The 15,496-nt window shown below is 41.2% G+C and carries 11 protein-coding genes; 6 read left to right on the top strand and 5 right to left on the bottom strand.

Features of this window, described 5'->3' with window-relative positions; translation table 11 throughout:
• Nucleotides 1-43: 43 nt before the first annotated feature.
• The 5 genes from AC07UV_RS18675 (at nt 44) to galK (ending at nt 5,696) form a co-directional block, all read left to right on the top strand.
• Nucleotides 44-892: a 4-hydroxy-3-methylbut-2-enyl diphosphate reductase gene (locus AC07UV_RS18675; protein WP_282251731.1), complete on the top strand. Its 849-nt coding sequence runs from the start codon at nt 44-46 to the stop codon at nt 890-892.
• Nucleotides 893-972: 80 nt separating this feature from the next.
• On the top strand, nt 973-2,007 hold the full coding sequence (gene hemH, locus AC07UV_RS18670; RefSeq protein WP_495184839.1) for a ferrochelatase: 1,035 nt from the start codon (nt 973-975) through the stop codon (nt 2,005-2,007).
• Between the two features lie 12 nt (nt 2,008-2,019).
• The gene (locus AC07UV_RS18665; RefSeq protein WP_282256156.1) at nt 2,020-3,294 is read left to right on the top strand and encodes a metallophosphoesterase; all 1,275 of its coding nucleotides are present in this window, start codon (nt 2,020-2,022) and stop codon (nt 3,292-3,294) included.
• A 198-nt stretch (nt 3,295-3,492) separates the two neighbouring features.
• The gene (locus AC07UV_RS18660; RefSeq protein ID WP_495184838.1) at nt 3,493-4,542 is read left to right on the top strand and encodes a UDP-glucose--hexose-1-phosphate uridylyltransferase; all 1,050 of its coding nucleotides are present in this window, start codon (nt 3,493-3,495) and stop codon (nt 4,540-4,542) included.
• A gap of 2 nt (nt 4,543-4,544) precedes the next feature.
• On the top strand, nt 4,545-5,696 hold the full coding sequence (gene galK, locus AC07UV_RS18655) for a galactokinase (RefSeq protein WP_495184837.1): 1,152 nt from the start codon (nt 4,545-4,547) through the stop codon (nt 5,694-5,696).
• Nucleotides 5,697-5,791: 95 nt separating this feature from the next.
• Here the strand turns inward: galK and AC07UV_RS18650 are convergent, their stop codons facing one another.
• The 5 genes from AC07UV_RS18650 to AC07UV_RS18630 all read right to left on the bottom strand — a co-directional run bounded on the left by AC07UV_RS18650 (nt 5,792) and on the right by AC07UV_RS18630 (nt 14,107).
• Nucleotides 5,792-6,982, bottom strand: a complete 1,191-nt coding sequence (locus AC07UV_RS18650; RefSeq protein ID WP_495184836.1) for a trans-sulfuration enzyme family protein — start codon at nt 6,980-6,982, stop codon at nt 5,792-5,794.
• A gap of 202 nt (nt 6,983-7,184) precedes the next feature.
• Nucleotides 7,185-10,523 carry a transcription-repair coupling factor gene (gene mfd / locus AC07UV_RS18645; RefSeq protein WP_495184835.1) on the bottom strand — a complete coding sequence of 1,113 codons (3,339 nt, stop codon included), beginning with the start codon at nt 10,521-10,523 and terminating at the stop codon, nt 7,185-7,187.
• A gap of 349 nt (nt 10,524-10,872) precedes the next feature.
• A complete protein-coding gene (locus AC07UV_RS18640) occupies nt 10,873-11,457 on the bottom strand; it encodes a hypothetical protein (protein WP_282251740.1) in 585 nt (194 codons plus the stop codon).
• A gap of 178 nt (nt 11,458-11,635) precedes the next feature.
• On the bottom strand, nt 11,636-12,928 hold the full coding sequence (locus AC07UV_RS18635; protein ID WP_495184852.1) for an HAD-IB family phosphatase: 1,293 nt from the start codon (nt 12,926-12,928) through the stop codon (nt 11,636-11,638).
• A 207-nt stretch (nt 12,929-13,135) separates the two neighbouring features.
• Nucleotides 13,136-14,107 carry an NAD-dependent epimerase/dehydratase family protein gene (locus AC07UV_RS18630; RefSeq protein ID WP_282251741.1) on the bottom strand — a complete coding sequence of 324 codons (972 nt, stop codon included), beginning with the start codon at nt 14,105-14,107 and terminating at the stop codon, nt 13,136-13,138.
• 108 nt (nt 14,108-14,215) lie between these two features.
• Between AC07UV_RS18630 and AC07UV_RS18625 the strand changes: the two genes are divergently transcribed.
• Complete coding sequence (locus AC07UV_RS18625) at nt 14,216-15,403, top strand: formimidoylglutamase (RefSeq protein WP_495184834.1); 1,188 nt, start codon at nt 14,216-14,218, stop codon at nt 15,401-15,403.
• Nucleotides 15,404-15,496: the final 93 nt, after the last annotated feature.

The following is a 15,496-nucleotide window of genomic DNA, read 5'->3' as shown; positions in this document are numbered from 1 at the left end:
TAAGATAAATATATTCGATACGAATATGTAACTTTGTAATGTTATGGCATTAAATCTAACAGTAGACATCGATAAGGATTCCGGCTTTTGCTTTGGAGTGGTATACGCTATAGATATGGCAGAGGAGATTTTGGAAGAGGATGGTTACCTCTATTGTCTTGGTGACATTGTACACAATGACGAAGAAGTAGCCCGATTGAAAGCCAAAGGACTGCGTATTATTGATCATGCTGCGCTGCCTACACTACAAAACGAGAAGGTGCTGATCCGTGCACATGGTGAGGCCCCCGAAACCTATCGTACGGCGTTAGAAAACAATATTACGCTAATTGATGCTTCCTGTCCAGTCGTACTCAAATTGCAGAATAGGATCAAAACCTCGTTTGACCAGGAGGAAAAGATCTTGATCTTTGGAAAACATGGGCATGCGGAGGTCATCGGCCTACAGGGACAGACAAATAACGAAGCACTCGTATTTCAGGATATAGCTGAGTTGGATGATGCTGATTTGCCAGCTTCATTTACGCTCTATAGTCAGACAACAAAAAGTGTGGATAAATTCTACGCCATCAAAGATGAGTTGATCAAAAGAGGGTATGAGGTCAAGGCCAATGACACTATCTGTAGACAAGTGTCTAACAGATATGAGGATCTTGGTGCCTTTGCTCGACAATATGATAAAATTGTTTTTGTATCCGGTAAAAAGTCTTCCAATGGAAAGGTTTTGTTTGAAGTATGCCAAAAAGCCAATCCTGAAAGTTACTTTATCTCCGACCCTGCCGAACTGGATGCGTCAGTTTTTAGGACCGGTGACCGTATTGGTATATGCGGAGCAACCTCAACACCAATGTGGCTGATGAAAGATGTAAAAGCGAGCCTGGAAGCACTCTAACCTAGTTTACCCGTCATAGATATTTCATATTATCGCGAGTGAATCTGCAGTACATGCTTTTTTGTTTATTTTTGTAGGCTATGAGCAATAAAGCCAAAAAAGGTATTCTTTTAGTACAATTAGGTACACCCGATAGTCCAACTACTCCAGACGTAAAGAAATATTTGACCGAATTCTTAATGGATCCCCGCGTCATAGATATTCCTTATTTTCAACGGACATTATTGGTAAAAGGAATTATTGCTCGTACCCGCGCACCAAAATCAGCAAAAATTTACGAAACAATCTGGGACAAGGAAACCGGCTCTCCCTTGATGCATTACAGTATATTGCAACGGGACCTATTGCAGGAGTCTCTAGGGGAGGAGTATCATGTGGAGTTGGCCATGCGTTACCAAAATCCATCCATAGAAGCTGCACTGAGCAAGATGGAGGGGATGCTGCTCGAATCCGTTCGCGTTATTCCATTATTCCCACAATATGCATCGGCGACATCAGGCTCGGTAATAGACCGTGTGATGGAGTTGATCCGCAAATGGAACTATTTGCCTGAAATTAGTTTTGTAAGCAATTTCTGCACGGATGACTTAATGGCTGAAACGTTTGCAGACCATGCCAGAAAACACGATCTTACACATTTCGACCACTTTGTGTTTAGCTATCATGGCCTTCCCGTCAGGCAGCTGGGTAAGGTGGATCCCACAGGCAAACTAAAATGCCCTGAATCAGGTTGTGATTCCTGCAAAACAAATGTCAACGCATATTGTTATGTTTCTCAGTGTTATGCGACGACGCGGACCATTGTTGAAAAACTAGGCTTGCAAAAAGAACAATACTCCCTGTGCTTCCAATCCCGTTTGGGCAAAGAGCCGTGGATTCAACCCTATACTTCCGATCTGTTGCATGACCTCGCTAGTAAAGGCTATAAAAAATTACTGGTCTTCAGTCCGGCATTTGTGGCAGACTGTATAGAGACTATCGATGAAATTGGCGTGGAATATGCTAATGAATTCAAGGATTTAGGTGGAGAGGAAGTCTGTTTGGTCGAAAGTCTCAATGACGATCCCAAATGGATTGCATCTCTGAAGCAATTGGCACTCAATGCCAAAAATTAAAACGAATTAATGATGTTGTTAGTAAATGCATGTGTTTTACTCATTCTAGATTTTTATATCTTTTTTGCCCTTCGTGCTACAAAGATTAAATTTCCCAAAACAAAAATATTCGCCGTGTTATGGTGGTCGTATTCGGCCCTATTATTATTGGGTGTTTTTATATCTGCCAAATATAACATTCCATTGATTGTACGATCTGTTATTTTGGTTGGATTCTTTCTGACAGCAGCTTCAAAGATATTCTTCTTTTTGATTTTATTGATTGATGATATCCGTCGTGGTGGAGTCTGGGTCAAACGCTTGTTCAGCAAGAAAGAATCCGTTGAGGATGTTGTTGAAGATGCTGGCGATCCATTACCCGAAAATCCGGTCAAAGGCATCAGTCGATCCGAATTTTTGACCAAAGCGGGTATTTTAATTGGGGCCTCACCACTGATTCCATTAAGCTGGGGTATTATTTCTGGCGCATACGATTACCGCGTGAGACGTGTACCTTTATATTTACCTAATCTTCCGAAAGCTTTTCATGGCATGACTATCGCACAGATATCAGATGTACACTCGGGATCCTTCTATAACAAGACCGCTGTAACAGGTGGAGTCGATATGTTACTGAAAGAAAAAGCGGATGTAACATTCTTTACGGGGGATATCGTGAACGCTCAAGCATCTGAAATGCGCGAATACCAAGATATCTTTGCGCGTGTGAAGTCTGATTTAGGGGTATTCTCAACTTTGGGTAACCATGATTATGGTGATTACTATTATGGAAAAGAAGATTCTCCCGAGAAGCGGAAAAATTTAAAGGATGTGATTGATGTTCATAAAGTGATGGGCTGGGATCTATTAATGGATGAAAACCGCAAGATTAAAGTCGATGGTGAAGAGCTCTGTATCGTTGGGGTGCAGAACTGGGGAACAGGTCGTTTCCCAAAACATGGCGATATCAAAAAGGCATTGATGGGGACTGAGGAACAGTCCGTTAAGTTATTATTGTCCCATGACCCTTCTCATTGGCGCGCACAAGTATTGGATACTGATGTCGATGTGATGTTTGCAGGCCATACCCATGGTATGCAGTTCGGTGTACGCGCTGAAATGTTGCAATGGAGTCCTGTACAATATATTTATAAAGAATGGGCTGGATTATATCGTGCACAAGAAAACAAACGGTTATATGTCAATGTCGGTTATGGATTCTTAGGATATCCCGGTCGTGTTGGTATCCTGCCTGAAATTACAATCTTTGAGTTGATTAAAGGGCAAGATCCGAAATTTAAGGCTTAGTTTACTTTATGGAGGCCGTGGTCGTTCCGACCTTTGGCTTACTTAACCCTAGAAATGGCTAACCATACAGCGGGAAGATGACGTCGTTAGTTTTTTTAAGCTTTAAAGGATTCATCTTTAGATAATTTTACTTTTTAATTTTAACTTTTTACTTAAAAAAGCTAATATTGTGTATTCTGTACACCAGTTATACATAACATGCAATCAACTTTAAACTTTGGGGACTCTCCTCACACACGCGTTAATATTCTTACCGGGGAAAAAGTACTTGTGTCTCCACATCGCAGCAAGCGGCCATGGCAAGGACAAGTAGAAGATCTGCCTGACGATGATAGACCAGCTTATGATCCCAAATGCTATTTGTGCCCTACAAATAAACGGGCAGATGGGGATATCAATCCAGATTATAAAGAAAGCTTTGTTTTCGTCAACGATTTTTCGGCATTATTGAAAGATACTAGCCAACAGGAATTTAATGAGGACGAATTGTTTATTGCAGAGACCGAAAAAGGAATCTGTAAAGTTATTGCTTTTACACCACGCCATGACCTCACCTTGCCCGAAATGGAACAATCAGCTATAAAGGCTGTGGTTGATCTCTGGCAGAAGGAATTTGAGGAACTTTCCAAGGTGGAATGGATCCGCTATATTCAGATTTTTGAAAATAAAGGTGCTATCATGGGTTGTAGTAATCCACATCCACATGGGCAGATCTGGTCACAAAATCATTTACCGGTAGAGATCCAGAAAGAATGTGTTCAGCAGAAAAGATATTTCGACAAATATCAGCGTACCCTATTAGCTGAATATATCAAAGCCGAACTAAAAAAAGAAGAGCGCATTATTGATGAAAATGATTCTTTTGTCTCTTTAGTGCCTTTTTGGGCCGCTTGGCCTTATGAAGCCATGATTGTCAGCAAGAGAGCTGTGCAGAATATTACCGGATTTGACGAAAAGGAAAAGGAAGATCTTGCAGCGATACTTAAGTTATTGACTACACGTTATGATAACCTTTTCAAAACATCTTTTCCTTATTCTGCGGGTATGCACCAAGCTCCAGTTAATGATGGGGACCATCCGGAATGGCATTGGCATATGCATTTCTATCCACCCTTATTGCGCTCGGCAACAGTCAAAAAATTTATGGTCGGATACGAGATGCTCGCTAATCCACAACGGGATATTACACCTGAAGTCGCCGCTGAACAATTGCGGAATTGTGCTACTAAACATTATAAATCTAAGTAAGAATGATCGCAAAAGAAACTATAGTAAATAAATTTAAAAGCTTATATCAGGAAGAACCCATTGTGGTTTCCTCTCCGGGCCGGATTAATATTATTGGCGAACATACCGATTATAACGATGGTTTTGTATTACCTGCAGCTATCGACAAGGCTATTTATGTTGCTGTCAGCAGACGTACTGATGATGATGTCGTGTTGTATGCTGAAGACTATCAAGAAAGCCATGAAGTCAAATTAACGGATATCGCTATTTCAGACAAGCATTGGCCGAATTATATTCTCGGTGTAGTGGATCAATACCAAAAAAGAGGTGCCGTATTGGGTGGGTTTAATCTTTATATTGATGGTGATGTGCCATTGGGTGCCGGCTTATCTTCTTCAGCAGCAGTAGAATGTGCTGTTACTTTAGCCCTTAGTGAGTTGTTTCAATTAAATGTGGAACAGATTGATATCCCGCAAATTGCACAAAAAGCAGAGCATACCTATGCCGGTGTGATGTGTGGTATCATGGATCAATTTGCGTCGGCCTTTGGTAAAGAAAAAAATGTCATTAAGCTGGATTGTCGCTCCTTGGGATTTGAATACGTGCCACTTGACCTCAAAGGTTATGAGGTGGTCCTATTGAATACAAACGTGAAACACTCCCTTGCTTCGACGGCTTACAATACACGTAGAGAGCAATGTGAGCAGGCATCGGCATGGGTAAGGGAGCAATATCCGGAGGTTAAAAATCTGCGAGACGTTACAGTGGACATGCTGGATGAACTGGTTAAAGATAAAAATGCAGATATCTATGCCAAAGCAAGTTTTGTTGTCCGTGAAAATGAAAGGGTAGAGAAGTCTTGCGAAGCATTACGTTCAGGGGATATTGAACAGTTGGGACAATATATTTTTCAGAGTCATGAGGGCTTGAGCAAAGTATATGAGGTCAGTTGCCCCGAATTGGATTATCTGGTTGATTATGTCAAACAATTCCCCGAAGTCATTGGTGCACGGATGATGGGCGGCGGCTTCGGTGGCTGCACAATCAATATTGTTAAAGAAGGTGCCGTTGCATCAATTTTGCCAACCTTGGAGAAAGAATATCAACAAAAATTTGATAAGGAACTTTCAGTCATCCGGGTAGAAATTGCGAATGGTACGCGTGTACTTTAGCTAATAAACGGATAAAACAGAACAGAGCGGACAGTCTATAATAAGTGTCCGCTCTGTTCTATTTTATGGGATTAAAGCGGAGCCCCCGCCCGAATTTAGTCAAGTTTCCTCAGCGCCTGCTCTATGTCTTCAATTAAATCTGCTATATTTTCAATACCAACTGAGATACGCAGCATGCCCAAAGTAATACCGGAGGCTTTCTTCTGTGCTTGTGTGTGATGGCCGCCCCACATGCTGGCTGGATGTACGATCAATGATTCGACACCACCCAAACTGGCGGCATTGATAAATATTTCCAGGTTGTTAATTAAAGATTGTGCATTTTTGAAGGCCTGCTCTTCATCCTGTCCATCAACTTCAATACAGATCATTCCTGAAAAGCCGCGCATCTGGCGAGCCGCCAGTTCATACTGGGGGTGGCTGGAAAGCCCCGGATAACTTACGTTCTTAATCTTAGGATGCCGATCAAGGAAGCTGGCGAGTTCTAACGCATTTGAATTGATTTGTTTGACACGTAGACTCAGCGTTTTCAGTCCGCGGAGCAACAGCCAAGAATCCAATGGCGCCAGGGACGCACCCAGAGCAACACTGCGTTTCCATACTTTTGCAATATAGTCATGACTTCCACAGATAATGCCAGCCGTTAGATCGCTATGCCCGCCCAAATATTTCGTGGCACTATGAACAACAATATCAATCCCAAAGTCTCGCGGTGTCTGGTTTATGGGGGATGCAAAGGTATTGTCAACCATACTCAAAATATCATGTTGCTTAGCTAATTCACCTACGGCCTTTAGATCCGTAATATTTAAATTGGGATTGGAAGGAGTTTCGATATAGATCAGCTTGGTATTTGCCTGAATAGCCCGGGCAAAGGCTGCGGTATCCGTTTGGTCCACGGCTGTGACGGTGATGCCATAGTCGTTCAGAAATTCTTTAAAAAAAATAGCTGTTCCTGAGTAATGGGCAAGCTGTGCAACGATATGGTCACCGGATTTCACAATAGCTAATATAGCTGTACTGATAGCGGCCATGCCCGTAGCAAATACGAGTGCATCTTCTGTTTTCTCCAGTTTGGCGACTACCGCCGCAACTTGGCTATTTGTTGGATTGCCATGACGGTGATAAAAGTAAGGATGCTTGGGTTCGGTCGCTGCCTTGATGTATTCCGTGGGATCACTGTCGGCAATATAAGTTGATGTCTGAAAGATAGGAGCCGTTACAGCAGCAGTTGAATTGAAGTGTTGTCCTTCATGGATGAGTATCGTTTCGGTATTGGATGCCATGCTAATTTTTATTGATAAGTGTCCTTTTTTTAGCTTCAAAAAACACATCACATATATGTCTGTTCCTGATAGCAAATAAGAGCCTTCAATATCCTTTCATTGCACTTGGCGCAGATTGCTATAGGAAGGTTTCTTGTATACCCAAATATAAATAAAATCTACACAATAAGTAGATTTTATTTATAGCTGAGTGCCAAGAGTATTACGATAACATCTGTTTGAGTAGGTTTAGCGCGTAGCTTATTGTATTTACATTACTTAGCGCAAGGCGAAGCTGCCCTTTAACCTCTTTGAGATTGCTGATTTCAGGGTGGGACTGCACAAAAGACAGGACCCGACCAAATTGATCCGATTCGAAATAACTCGATTTTGGGTTATTGACAAAATACCCTTTTAAAGTATTCTTCTTATAAGATATCTTTTCGAACCCAATTGTTTTTCCAAACCATTGCAGACGTAAAGTATTGAATAGTTCGAATACTTCGTGCGGGATCGGGCCAAAGCGGTCTTCGAGTTCTTTCTCAAATGCCGCCAGCTGCTGTTCGTTATCGAGTTTGGAAAGCTCCGTATAGAGATTATAGCGTTCGGTGATATTCGTTACGTACTCATCGGGGATTAATACTTCAAGATCTGTGTCTATTTGTGTAAAATTAACATATTTGCGTTCTTGTTCATCCGCAAACACCTCCGAGAACTCATCGTCTTTCAGTTCTTGGATGGCTTCATCCAAGATTTTGTGATACATTTCAAAACCTATTTCAGCAATAAAACCCGATTGCTCTCCCCCCAGTAGATTGCCTGAACCCCGGATATCTAAGTCCCGCATGGCAACATTGAATCCCGAACCTAGTTCTGAGAATTCCTCTATCGCCGAAAGCCGTTTGTATGCCTCCGATGTTAATGTCGATAATGGTGGGCTCAATAAGTAACAGAAGGCTTTTTTATTCGAACGACCTACACGGCCCCGCATCTGGTGAAGGTCACTCAAACCGAACATATGCGCATGGTTGATGATAATGGTATTGGCATTCGGAATATCCAGACCTGCTTCAATAATCGTAGTTGCGATAAGTACGTCAAAATCATGGTTGATGAATTTGAGCATCACGTCTTCCAATTCATCACCCTCCAGCTGACCATGGGCCACACCAACACGTGCCCCGGGTACGAGCTTGCGGATTAAATTGCCCAATTGAGGAAGGTCAGCCACGCGGTTATGAATAAAGAAAACCTGTCCGCCTCGATCGAGTTCATAACTGACTGCTTCACCGATCAATGATTCATTAAATACGTGAAGCTCGGTCTGTACCGGTTGACGATTGGGTGGAGGAGTAGATATAATGCTTAGATCTCGCGCTCCCATCAAGGAGAAATGCAATGTCCTTGGGATAGGGGTTGCTGTTAAGGTTAACGAGTCCACATTGGCGCGCATAGCCTTTAACTTCTCTTTCGCGGCAACACCAAATTTCTGCTCCTCATCAATAATCATCAAACCCAGATCCTTGAACTTGACATCCTTACTCACCAAGCGATGCGTACCAATAATAATATCTATTTTTCCTTCCGCAAGACGCGCCAAAGTATCCTTGATCTGCTTCGTCGTTTTAAAACGGTTGATGTAGTCAATATTGCATGGAAGCCCTTTTAGGCGCTCTGTAAATGTACGGTGATGCTGTAATGCTAAGATGGTTGTTGGAACTAACACAGCAACTTGTTTGCTATCTGCAACGGCTTTAAATGCTGCCCGGATGGCAACTTCTGTCTTTCCAAATCCGACATCACCACAGATCAACCGGTCCATTGGATGTGGCGATTCCATATCTTTTTTTACATCTGCGGTAGCCTTTTCCTGATCTGGGGTATCCTCATAGATAAACGATGCCTCCAGTTCATTCTGCAAATAACTGTCTGGAGAGAAGGCATTCCCATGCTGAGCCTTCCGTTTTGCATAGAGCATAATCAGGTCACGGGCAATATCCTTGACCTTCTTCTTGGTCGTTTTCTTTAATTTATCCCAGGTATCCGTACCAAGCTTGTTCATCTTCGGAACCGTACCCTCCTTGCCAGAATATTTTGAAATCCGGTTTAACGAGTTGATATTGACATAAAGCAAATCGTTGTCTGCATAGATCAGCCGGATCATCTCCTGTGATTTGCCGTTGACATCGACCTTTTCAAGACCGCCATATCGGCCCACACCATGATCAATATGGGTGATAAAATCTCCGGGTTTAAGATCCCGTAAATCTTTCAGTGTAATCGCCTGCGAACGTTCGTATGCTTTTTTCCGTTTGTATTTGTAATACCTGTCAAATATCTGATGATCCGTATAACAAGCAAATTTCAAGCTGTCATCCCTAAAGCCTTCACGCAATGCTTTATGAATAGGGATAAACGTAGCCGCTTTGTCAAGATCCTCCAATATCGTATAGATCCGTTCGACCTGTTTCGTTGAATCCGAAAAGATCAGATTCTGGATCCGATGGCTCTCATTTTCCTTGAAATTATGGATCAGCAGATTAAAGTCTTTATTAAAAGATGGTTGTGGATGAATATCAAACTTGATCGTGACTTCCCCCTTATAGAAAAACTGTTTTCCAAATTCAATGATCGGGAAATCAAAAAATAGGGCATTGAGGTTTTTCTCATCGGTAAATTCATACTCTGGATTATGCCATTCCGGATTATCTTTTTTCTGTTTATCGGTCAGACTGGCCCAAAGTTGTTTCGCTTTTTTCAACCCGTCCTTGACAATATCCAGTGTAAACTGGGCATCTTTAATCCAGATGGAAGCCCCCTGATCGATATATTCCAATAAGGAAATGTGCTGCGAGGTCAGGAACTTGGCCTGAACATTCGGAACAATGGTAACCTTATGGATTTTATTGACCGAGAGCTGAGATTCAATGTCAAATGTTCGAATGCTTTCGATATCATCGCCAAAGAATTCGATGCGGTAGGGAAGGTCATTCGAGAAAGAAAAAATATCTACGATACCACCTCGTATTGCAAATTGCCCAGGTTCATAGACAAAATCTACACGTTCGAAATCATATTCGATCAAAAACTCATTGATAAAATCAATACTTAAAGCAGTGTTTTCTGTAATCTCCAGCGTGTTTTTCTCCAGATCGGTACGATTGATTACCTTTTCAGCAATTGCTTCCGGGTAGGTGACTACCATCTTTGGTAATTCAGACGTATGATTGAGCGAACTTAATGTTTCAGCACGCTGTAGTACGTTTGCCGAATCCGTCTGTGTGAAATCAAAAGCTTTTCGGTAAGAAGAGGGGAAAAAAAGTACCTGTTTGTCCAATAAGCTTTCCAGGTCACTCAGAAAGTAGGAGGCATCTTCATGCGTTGGCAAAATAAAGACCATTGGACGCTCCTGCAATTTGTAGGATGAGACGGCAATGAATGCATCCGAAGAACCGATAAGACCTTTCAGTTGAATCTTTGGATTTTTGGACTGCATAGCCTTTGTAAGCGACTGAACTGATTCGCTTTGGCTGTATTTTTCTAGTATTTCTTGAATTCCCACGAGCAAAAATTTCGAATAATTGCGAATTTAATTAATTCCTCGAAAGTATATGGTATATTGTGCTAAATTTTTTGGTAAAAAAACTTGTCGAAAAGATAACTTTTGCTACCCGGACAAAAAGGGAATATCCCATGAATGGCGAGCGAGAGTATTTTGGCAAATGACCAGTTGTGCTGCCTCTCATTGAAGACTAACAATTGAGGTTCCGCAATGAATTATTTTGCTAAGTGGAATGTATAAGCAAAGGCTAATAAGATTAAAAGGATCGCCAAATAGATTAATTTATATTGCTCGTAGGCAGTAACACGATAGGATCCAATTTTAACACGGTTTTTGCTGTTTCTCATAATTAATTCAGGTCGAGCTCAATTCGCTGTTCACTAATATAGCTTTTTAATGTTGTATTACCAAAAGCATGTAGTGCGTTTTGAAAATCTTCCCGATAATCGAACTGAAAGTCCTCATGAAGTTTATCATATTTACCGACAGCATGTTTAATACGGCCCGTGATATATTTATGCAATTTATGGGCTGCCGATTGATAAGATGAATCAAATAGTCGCTCATAGTCGCTGATGACCCGTTGTAGGATATAAAAACGGAATTCAGCTTCACTGGTTTTGTCTTTGGTGACTTTCTCATGCTCGTTCACCAGACCGCTTGCCTGTTTGACCAGCTTGCTCAGCCCGATAAAATTGCTGTGATGCGGTGTATTGCCAATCTGACTTGTTCCAATGTCAAACAATTGAGCTAATTGCTTCCGCAATTTATCAATACGTTCCTCCAGATCATATTCATTCTCCAACAATTGAAAATGCAATTGTTTCATCAGCATTTTGTCCTTACTGATCAGACGGACAAGTAATTTGTCTTTTTCTTTTTGAGGTAGCTCTAGGACAGCTTTCTTTAACTCGGCATCTTGATGTAGAGACATAGTGTTTGCGTAAAATTATCTTGTTATTAGCGATTAAAGAGCAAAGATGAAAAGACTCCTGATTGTTCAGCTAATAGTCCGTTATCCTTGCTCCTTTATCCATATCTTATCAACCGTCCTGAATATGTGGGCAGAAAGTGTCATCCTGATCCCACACTATAGGTCAGCTGGTTGATTGTTAATACAATATTCTAAATTTGATCGTATTGTCAATCTGCTTCAATTGCTTCAATAGATCTTTATCATATTCGCCCTGAATATCTGTAACGGCATAGCCAATATCGCTCCTAGTCATTAAGAACTGTGCAACGATATTGATGTTGTTTTGTGCATAGACCTTATTGATTTGGGCCATGATACCCGGTACGTTTTTATGGATATGCAGTAATCTTGTCACCTGTTTTACTTTTGGTAATACGAGATTCGGGAAATTACGGCTGAGATAGGTGTCACCATTGTTGATAAACTCGGCCATGCGACGTGGTATAAATTCCGAATTTTTCTTTTTACTTTTCTTATCATCAAATACGACAATTCCCTTAGCATTGCAAATATCTTTATTGATATGCCCCTTGATGTCGCCCAAATAACCGATTGTTTTTAATTTATCTGCCTGTTGAAGCTGTTCATCAGTGATATCGATATTGTCGCCTAGCAAAAGCATGCCAACATCTTTTATATATTTCTCTTCGAAAGTTTCTTTTGTACGGATCGAGAAACCATCTCTTTTCAGAATATGAGCAGCAATCTCCGGAACATCCCCGACAATGAGACAAAGGATACGGTTTTTAGGATAAGAGATCGCACGTGGCAGATCATTGACATATAGGAATTCATCAAAGCTAGGCGTGATGAAATCCGCTTTTTCAGTGACACTTTTACGTTGGATGTTCTCGGTGAAGGCAAAAAACTTTTCGATTAAACCCGATTCTTTCAATTGGAAATCCGAATAACCATCGCCAATACCAAAAAGCCGACCCTCGATATTCAGTTGTTTTAAGAGCTGTACTTTTCCGCCTTCAGTGGATAGCGGATTTTCCTCATCAAAGCCGATAATATTGCCTTCATCATCAAACCTAAATGTGTTTGCGTAGATATTTTCGGTTTTGATATGATAAGGTGTCACCACGGGCGTGATAAATTCCTTAAATCCACCAGAAACAATCCAGGCCGTATCCGAATTTTTTTTGAAAAATTCACGATTACGTGAGAAAGACGTTGAAACCTTTTTCTTGAGGTGAGATACCAATTTATCCAGGTGGCTTTTGTTCGCGTTTAGCAATTTCACACGACCAGCCAAGGCTTCACGGAAAGAGAGTTTTCCCTCCATGGCAAGATTGGTGTATCGTTCAATTTCATTGTAGATAGATTCGCGGTCAGGATGATTTTCGAGTGAGATCCGGGCGAGCTCATCGAGCGCTTCTACTTGGGTAAATGTACTATCAAAATCAATGATGTAATAGTTTTTCATCTTAATTATTTGTTTTTTAATGGCGATGAAGCTATCATGAGCAAACTGTTCATTTCCTTGGTAAGCAATTGGAGCTTTTGATGGTTTCATCGGGATACTGTTTAGCAAATGAAACAATCATAAACACGCAGGCTTTATTTTTAATCGGATAGTTTGGTAAGCTCATGACGGGTTCAGGGTTCGGTTGTTTAATATTTTATATTGTCTTTACTGTTTGCTGTACAAATTTGCAATTTCTTTTAATGTCTGTTCCAATGGACGGTAACTGTGGTTCAGGAGTGATTGTACCTTCGTATTGGAATACTGTAATTTGGCACTTGACGCTGACGCTGTTTCTTTGGTCAGGGAAGATCCTGATTTCTTGAAGACAGCGAGCATGCTGGAGACAGTGGATGCGATCTGAAGAAGAGTCTCGGAGACTTCAATCGTAGGTTCGGGCTTGTTCATCAGGACGCTGGCCACACTGAGTAGATCTTTATTGGGAATATTGAGGTGATTGATAATATAGCGTTCAGCGGTAATCTCGCCTTTTTCCATCAATTGGATCATAATCGACGCGACATCCTCAACATCGACGATACCGACACTCCCTTTTGGATAAAACTTCAATCCCTTATTGATCATTGAGAATATGGCTCCAGATCCCTTGTCTTTAGCTGCCGCTCCCAATATCACCGAAGGGTTTACAATAACGGCATCGAGCCCCTCAGTAATACCGCGCCAAACCTCCATTTCTGCCTGATATTTAGACAATGAATAGTTGGAGGTGCTGGGGCTATGCTCCCAATGGTTTTTTTCAGATACGGGTAAGTTGTCTTTGTTGGTGCCCAATGCTGCGATTGAACTAACATGAAGTAGACGAATGTTTTTCTCCAGACAAAGGTTGACAATATTTGCTGTTCCTTCTACATTGACCTTAAAGAGTGATTTAGCATCTTTCTTCTGATAGGAGACCAGTGCCGCACAGTGATACACTTTCGTTACACCTTCCAACGCGTCTTCCAGTTCAAAATAATCGTTGATATCTGCATCAATCCACTGAATCAACGAAGAAGATAACAAGGAGGCTGGAATAGTCGATTGAGCTCTCTTGGTCGCAATGACGTCAACTCCTTGATCTATCAGTTGTTTGATCAATGTAGATCCTAAAAAACCTGTTCCTCCTGTTATTAATATCACTTGATAAAGATACTGTTAAAAATAATGTTTTCAAAAGTTAGTTAATAAATGGATATTTGTGTGAGTTGCATCCCGAAAAAATAAGATGTTTTAAACAAATTATAGCTTATGTCGTCATTGTCCGTATTCTTTAGTCCGATTTCAATTGCAAGTATCTCTCCAGAACATGGTTTCTTAAATTCCCAATTAGGAAATGTGATTCAGGCCTATGAAATAGATTTTCCTGGCTGGGAGGAAAATGAACAACCTCAATTGGCTATTATCGGTGTACAGGAGGATCGGGCATCGGTCAATAATAATGGAACGGATAAAGCTCCGGATGCGGTACGCAAACATCTTTATACCTTGTATCAAGGTGATTATAAGATGAATATTGTCGATCTGGGGAATATTAAAGCAGGCAATACCATTCAAGATACCTACGTGGCCTTGAAATCTGTGGTAGAAGAATTAGTAAAGACGAATATCCTCCCGATTATTATCGGTGGTGGACAGGATCTGACCTATGCACAATACCTGGGCTACCAGAATTTGGAAAGGAAGATCGAATTGGCTATTGTGGATTCGCGTTTTGATCTCAATCAGGAAGAAGCTGAAAATGTCAGCCTCAATTCTCGGTCTTATGTCAATCACATTATTTTGCATCAGCCCGATTATTTGTTTAACCTGAATTCCATTGCTTATCAGACCTACCTCGTCAGCAAAGAATCCATCAATATGTACGACAAATTGTTTTTCAATGCAACCCGGGTGGGAATGATCGCAGGTAAAATGGATCAATCTGAACCACTTATCCGGGCGGCTGACTTGATCAGTTTTGATATCGGAGCCATACGAGCATCAGAGGCACCAGGCAATGCCAATGCGATTCCAAATGGCTTGTACGGAGACGAAGCCTGTCAGCTTGCACGTTATGCAGGTATGTCGGACAAATGTACTTCTATTGGTTTCTATGAATTGAACCCAACATTTGATCCAATGGAACAGACCGCAATGTTGGTTTCTCAAATGATCTGGTGTTTTATCGATGGCTATTATAATCGTAAGCAAGATACACCGTTGTATCCTAAATCGTCCTATATTATCTATCGTACCACACTTGAAAATGAAGAACATGAATTGGTTTTTGTGAAAAGCAAAAAATCAGATCGCTGGTGGATACAAGTGCCTTATTTTGGATCAAAATCTGTCAACGAAAGGTACTACCTTGTGCCATGCCGTTATGAAGATTACCAGATGGCCGTATCTGGGGAGATGCCTGATCTATGGTGGAAGACCCATCAGAAGTTGCAGTAAATCAGAATAAAAAAACATCACCCAATTGCAGCAGCATAAATCCATCAGTCAGTAGTGATATGATCAGTCAAAAAAGACTGTTGTATACTGCTG

This window comes from Sphingobacterium sp. GW821-FHT03E03, from assembly GCF_059420745.1.
The sequence above is the reverse complement of the archived record's forward strand: the minus strand, read 5'-3'. Positions and strand labels throughout refer to the sequence as shown.

Coding starts and splice junctions, on each gene's coding strand:
- AC07UV_RS18675 (WP_282251731.1), top strand. CDS start 44: ATGGCATTAAATCTAACAGTAGACATCGATAAGGATTCCGGCTTTTGC.
- hemH (WP_495184839.1), top strand. CDS start 973: ATGAGCAATAAAGCCAAAAAAGGTATTCTTTTAGTACAATTAGGTACA.
- AC07UV_RS18665 (WP_282256156.1), top strand. CDS start 2,020: ATGTTGTTAGTAAATGCATGTGTTTTACTCATTCTAGATTTTTATATC.
- AC07UV_RS18660 (WP_495184838.1), top strand. CDS start 3,493: ATGCAATCAACTTTAAACTTTGGGGACTCTCCTCACACACGCGTTAAT.
- galK (WP_495184837.1), top strand. CDS start 4,545: ATGATCGCAAAAGAAACTATAGTAAATAAATTTAAAAGCTTATATCAG.
- AC07UV_RS18650 (WP_495184836.1), bottom strand. CDS start 6,982: ATGGCATCCAATACCGAAACGATACTCATCCATGAAGGACAACACTTC.
- AC07UV_RS18640 (WP_282251740.1), bottom strand. CDS start 11,457: ATGTCTCTACATCAAGATGCCGAGTTAAAGAAAGCTGTCCTAGAGCTA.
- AC07UV_RS18635 (WP_495184852.1), bottom strand. CDS start 12,928: ATGAAAAACTATTACATCATTGATTTTGATAGTACATTTACCCAAGTA.
- AC07UV_RS18625 (WP_495184834.1), top strand. CDS start 14,216: ATGTCGTCATTGTCCGTATTCTTTAGTCCGATTTCAATTGCAAGTATC.